Below are 5,981 nucleotides of genomic sequence, written 5' to 3'. Positions count from 1 at the left end.
TATGGCATATCCTGAGGCAAACGCATGTACTGCTCATGCAGTTTATCGAGAATACTGCGCAGTGACTGGTTGTTCTTTCTGGCGACAATCAACCCGGTTTCATCCAAAAACAGATTCATCCAGTCAAGATGATGGCCTTGCCACTCACCGGCATCATTTTGGACGTAATGGCTATAGTCTGGAACTTCAGGCTTGGCAAGGAACAGTGCAGCCGGCTTATAGGGAATCGTGTCACTATCCATATACATACCGCCGAACTCAATCACAATCATAAATCTGAAATAGTCCGATAATGTTGCGTAATAGCCCTTGTCATGAAGCAAGTTAACAGCACTGAAGTAGTCTTTAGCCTTTGCCAAGGCCAGCATTTTCAATGAATTTACATGGGAAACATGTTTACCAAATCGATACTGACCTAGAGTGAACTCCCCGGTCCCTCCCGTCGAGACATAATGTGGGTCATTACGAAGTTGGTCCTCATCCCAGACCCAGAGAATGCTCTTATAAGCACTATCGTTAACCGCCTGAATGGCGGCATCCCATTGAAGCATCGCACTTTTTGTTGGTTCGGGCAGGCTGCCTCCCATCCAGACCCGATGAATAAGCTTTTCATCGTCACCCAGCTGCTGAGTTGGCACTGCGAACAGTGAGGAGCAGCGTGAAATATCTAACTTTTCGCTGCTACGACTAATCCATTCCCTCATTGCTTCTAATTGCAAATGAAAATGCTTTTGTTGCTCATCCGAGTCTTGATTATTTTCCTTTATGGATTGCTGAAACTTAAGAAAATCCAGTTTAAGCGTATTTATTTTTTTCTCATATTCGCCGTGAAGAATATTACTTTCTATCGTCTCTACATCTAAGTTTCTAATTTCCATATCTTATCTCGTTATCTTGAGGTCATTCGTGATATTTAAATCCGGCACGCACCAAAAAACGCAAAACGGTGTTAAGTCAAACCATCCATCTTTGTTGCTTCTTCTGGTAGTATGAATTGGCAGCCATGAAGCTATGCCAGTTAACTGACTGATTAAATAATGAATTAACCAGTTTTCATGATGTCGGGTTCAAACATTTCCGTACTGCATTGACTAGGCTCCACCTCGTCATAATAATCATGTACCGAGGGAGCTCTGAAGATATTTGAGGAGCTAACCTTGTCTTCTATGATATTGATATACTCAAGGCTTGAGTCTTCTAATCCTTGTACTGAAACATTGGTTAATTTCAGCGTGTCGATATAACGGATTATTTCGCCCGTAATTTCTTCTCCCGGATACAAAACAGGAATACCCGGAGGATAAACCATAATTGATTCACCACATTTTTTGCCCACAGCCTCACTTAACAAACACCTAGTTTTAGGTGCAAAAAACGCCTCCCTGGGATTATCCAGCATTCTCGGTGTATTAGTTGGATAATTAACAACAGGTATCGTCGCGTTATTTATTTTTCGGATATACTCTTTTGAAATAACACCTAGTGCTAGTAACACCACCATAAGGTCATCTTTGCTGTCCGCATAACTGGTAATGAAAAGAACATTGTAGAAGTCTGACAATTCAACTTGGATATCAAATTCAGAGGTTAATATTTTCTCTAGCTGGAAACCGGTAAGTCCTAACGCCCTTGCACTTACGGTTATCTTGGTTGGATCAAACGCAAACACCCCCTGATAATCTAACACCTCTTCGCCAAAGCAATGCATCCCTTCTATGGCATTGATGGCTTGTCGAAGCCACCTTGCATTTCTGATAGCCTGAGTCACCAACTCTTTTCCCTCTAGAGCAACTTGTTTCCTGGCAACATCCAGCGACGCCAACAGTGGGTAGGATGGCGAGGTCGTTTGTAACATGCTAAGAACTTGCCTGACTCTGCTTCCCTTAATCCTCTCGCCCTGAACGTGCAGTATAGAGCCCTGTGTCAACGCCCCTAATAACTTATGGGTACTCTGGGTACAGGCATCGGCTCCAGCCTCCATTGCCGAAATAGGTAGCTGATCAGAAAAGTACAAATGCGGTCCATGGGCTTCATCTACCAGCAACGGTATATTATGGCGATGCACGAGTTCGGCAACAGAAACAAGATCGGTTGCGGTACCATAGTAAGTCGGATTAATGACCAAAACAGCTTTGGCATCGGGATGCTGAGATAGAGCATGTTCAACGGTTGAAGGCGAGACACCATGAACAATCCCGTTATCTGGATCTATTTCAGGTTGCATGTAAACAGGAATAGCGCCACTTAAAATAATTCCAGAGCTCACGGAAATATGAATATTTCGAGGAACCAGTATTTTCTCTCCCGGTTTAACAGCAGATAAGATCATTGCCTGAATTCCACCAGAGGTACCATTTACCGTGAAAAAGCTTTCTTTCGCACCAAATGTTTCAGCAGTCAGTGCAAGTGCTTTTTTAATATGACTCTTAGGATGATGAAGGCCATCAACCATCTCAAATATAGTGACATCTATTTTGAATAGATTAGGACCAATAAACTCATAAAAATCTTTATCTATCCCGCGCCCTTGCTTGTGACCGGGCACATGAAACGGAACCATATTTCTTGCCGCATATTCATCTTTTAAGCTACTAAATATTGGTGTCTCACGTTGGTCTAACTTCTCCATTTTTTGCCACTCTACTTATTCGGAACAATATAATCTGTAGTGACTCACCTAAATAGATAGCCTCGCTAAATTGGAGCATCACTTAACCCAGTAAAACCTTACTGTGATAAGTAATAATAGGACGTGTGTTTCTCTACAAAAGCCAGATATTTAACCATTAAGCTCAGGAAAACATATGTTTATAGCAACCAATTTATTGCGGTTATTATCACTGTTGCGAATCACATCAATAACCATAGGCAAAAGCATACAGGCGTAACATTAAACAATAAATCGAACAATTTACTTTTGCGAAGCAGTTCAAGCAACAAAAAGAAACAGATTACAATGAAAGAAACTCGATGCATATTTTGATATTAGAGTGGGAGTTTTAATAAGATGGGATACAATTTAAATTTTGTGATAACTAACACCAAACAAATCACAACACTAATTACATTTAGCATTCATATTGATGCACCTTATGGTGAAACAACAAATATGATTTTTCAAACGTGCGCATCATTAATCATTACAAATATAGTAACTCCTTAGTTATTTATCCTCATTGGCACTTAGGGTTTCAGTTTTCTTAGCTACGATCACAGCCTCTCTATGTAATTTCAACTGTTAAATATCAGTTCTTAGGCATTCGATTCAATAAGTTATGCGCGACAGGTAAACAGTGAAGTAGTAGTAGGCGAATGACATGGCTCATCATTATCAATGCAGGTTCAAGCCCCAAATATATAGCCGCGATAGTCATCGCCTCGATACTACCTGGAACCCAAGACATAATCAGCACAAGCACACTCTTATCAAGCACATAACTAAAGCTAATTGCAAAAAAGATAGTAACTAACAAACTAAGTGCGGTAGCAATAATGCCTGACTTGATGTTTAGAAAAAAATCTCTGCAACTTACCCCTGTCAAACGCACACCAATTAATGCACCTAAAGCAGAAGTTGCTATGAATATCATGACTTGAGGCATAGCATAGATTTCAGAAGGTATTAATGCCACAAGAGTTATAGTCACCACCATTCCAGTAACCATATAGGGTGCAGGAAAACCTATTTTTTCGAAAACGACGCCAGCTATCCAGGCAACTAGAATTATGGCAATTAGCATTGGTGACTCGCTACCCGCCATTTCTGGCGGCGTTGAATCAATACTCCCAGACACGATTAAGCCAGATAAAACCGTTAAGCAAACTAGCCTAACTGTATGTGTAAAAACAACTCTAGCAGAAGGCACATCCTGGGTTTCATTCAATGCTAGTACCGCTGCCATCGCTCCCGGCAATGAGCCCAACAGACTATCGGTTTTAGACCAACCTTCTCGCTTATATAGCCAATAATAACAAATAGCTACTTGGCCAAGCATACAGCTTACAAGACCAAGTAAGAGTGATATCGGGAATCCGCTATAAATCGCCTCAATGGGGACCATCAACCCAACAACCATACCTAAAATCAATTGAACAAAAGTAATGGTGTGTGCTGATAATGACATCGACAGCCCGAGTTTCCCCGCGATTATCACAGCAACCATTGCACCAAACATTGCCCCAAGTGGAATATTTAATAATGTTGCGGCAATCGATCCGACTAGTGCGACAGAAACTGTAATAAATACCAAGCTAACTCCATAAACGCCAACAAATGTGATGCCATTTATGCCATATTTCAGACCCCCAATCCATCTTGAAGCATTAACTGTATTTACCTATATCCAAGCCTGCTCGATCTATCGGCTAGATTCATTCAAAGTGTAACCAACTTAGTTATCATCAGACTAAGCTCTTCAACCAAAACCCTGCCCTCATTCGACGGATAAATAGCCCAGCCTTAAATACTTCTTCCAAACAGATTCCAACAAAAGCACCGATCAGACCCCAATCACACCATATACCAAGAACATAACTCGCGGGAGCTCCTACTATAGCGAAACTAAGAAGCGTAATGTTCATGACTGACTTAGCATCTCCTCCGGCCCTTAAGAGCCCAGGTATTACCGAGTTAATGGAAGTAAAATAAAGTGAAAATGCGAGAATCCAGATGCAGATATAAGCCAATTCACGTGTCTGTTCCTGAATTTTATACAAGCTCAATAAAGGGTTAGCAAATAGGATTAATAACAAGACAGGAACCGTCATTATCAACAAACCAACCATAATTGCACTGTTAGCACTTGCCTGGGCCTGACGAAACTTCCCGGCCCCAAGCAATTTTCCTATATGAATCGCCGTAGCTTGCTGCAGGCCGCCAACAGGTAACATGAAAAGACTTTTGAACGTCCGGATAATTGCATATCCCGCATAAGCAATCGCACCGACTGAATTCATCAGTACCGTATAAAAGACACGCGCCCCCTGCCAGTAAAAACCATCAATAGTGTTCGGGTAACCAAGCTCTACGATTTGTCTAAGATAGTGCCACTCTGGCATTAGCAAGTTCTTGATTTTGAATTGACGTAATAAGCAGATCAGTAGAGTTATACTCTGCCCAACACTGGCAATAAGCGTTGCAAAAGCGGCCCCTCGAAGCCCCAGCGGCGTAAATAGTGACTCCGCAATACCAGGGACAGGAAGGCCAAAAATAAGAATATAGTTGCCTACAAAGTTCACCACATTGAAAAATATCGCTATCTTAACCGGTGTTTTTGTATTGCCTGACGCGTTGAATACCGCAGATATCATTTGCGAGAGCAACATACAAGGAACGGCGAAAGCAACTATTCGCATGTAGCTACCAGCTATGCCAGGTACAGCCGACCAATCACCACGAGATTTGAATATATCGGTCGTTAATATTGCTATCAATTCTTCAGCGTAGAAATAAAAGGTAGCCCCCAGCACAATCCCACACAGCCAACCCGTTGCCACCATACTCTGTGCGACATGTACTAACTTTTGCGGCTGACCTGCACCTGAGTATTGTGAAACCAGAATGCTTCCCCCCGTCGATAACGCAGCAAACAGCAGGAAGCTAAAAGATAACAACTGACTTGAATTCCCCAGTCCTGAAATGGCACCTTCACCTAATTGGCCAATCATTAATGAGTCGACAAAACCCATCAAAGTAAAAAGCACACCCTGAATCATAATCGGCAGTGCCAATTTAACGATAGGACGTGCCAGGCTCGGCCTCACAAATCGTAAACTATTTTGAATCAAGATCATTCAATACTCTCTTGATGACTGTTTGAAGCACTTGCTTATCTTTTTCCAGACGAGAAAGCTCCCACTCAAACCATTCGATATGCTCCAAGCATTCTTCTTCGCTATTCGTCAGTTCGAAAAACCGAACGATATAAAGAGGTACAGCGTCAACAAACAGATATATATACGACAGCTCTTCCGTGGTTAAC

4 protein-coding genes and 1 pseudogene are annotated in these 5,981 nt (G+C 41.9%); all 5 read right to left on the bottom strand.

Annotated elements, in window-relative coordinates; genetic code table 11:
• Positions 1-878, bottom strand: an 878-nt coding sequence (locus MHN01_RS13795) for a glycosyltransferase (RefSeq protein ID WP_239411873.1), incomplete at its 3' end; no start/stop codon positions are given.
• 164 nt (positions 879-1,042) lie between these two features.
• Positions 1,043-2,629 carry an aminotransferase class I/II-fold pyridoxal phosphate-dependent enzyme gene (locus tag MHN01_RS13790; protein ID WP_239411872.1) on the bottom strand — a complete coding sequence of 529 codons (1,587 nt, stop codon included), beginning with the start codon at positions 2,627-2,629 and terminating at the stop codon, positions 1,043-1,045.
• Between the two features lie 616 nt (positions 2,630-3,245).
• Positions 3,246-4,250 carry an AbrB family transcriptional regulator gene (locus tag MHN01_RS13785; protein ID WP_239411871.1) on the bottom strand — a complete coding sequence of 335 codons (1,005 nt, stop codon included), beginning with the start codon at positions 4,248-4,250 and terminating at the stop codon, positions 3,246-3,248.
• A gap of 151 nt (positions 4,251-4,401) precedes the next feature.
• Positions 4,402-5,793, bottom strand: a complete 1,392-nt coding sequence (locus MHN01_RS13780; protein ID WP_239411870.1) for an MATE family efflux transporter — start codon at positions 5,791-5,793, stop codon at positions 4,402-4,404.
• Positions 5,774-5,981: pseudogene (locus MHN01_RS13775) on the bottom strand (aminoglycoside phosphotransferase); the annotation flags it as partial. The gene MHN01_RS13780 and the pseudogene MHN01_RS13775, both read right to left, overlap by 20 nt.

This window comes from Photobacterium sp. OFAV2-7, assembly GCF_022347985.1.
Taxonomy (GTDB): domain Bacteria; phylum Pseudomonadota; class Gammaproteobacteria; order Enterobacterales; family Vibrionaceae; genus Photobacterium.
The sequence above is the reverse complement of the archived record's forward strand: the minus strand, read 5'-3'. Positions and strand labels throughout refer to the sequence as shown.

Coding starts and splice junctions, on each gene's coding strand:
- MHN01_RS13790 (WP_239411872.1), bottom strand. CDS start 2,629: ATGGAGAAGTTAGACCAACGTGAGACACCAATATTTAGTAGCTTAAAA.
- MHN01_RS13780 (WP_239411870.1), bottom strand. CDS start 5,793: ATGATCTTGATTCAAAATAGTTTACGATTTGTGAGGCCGAGCCTGGCA.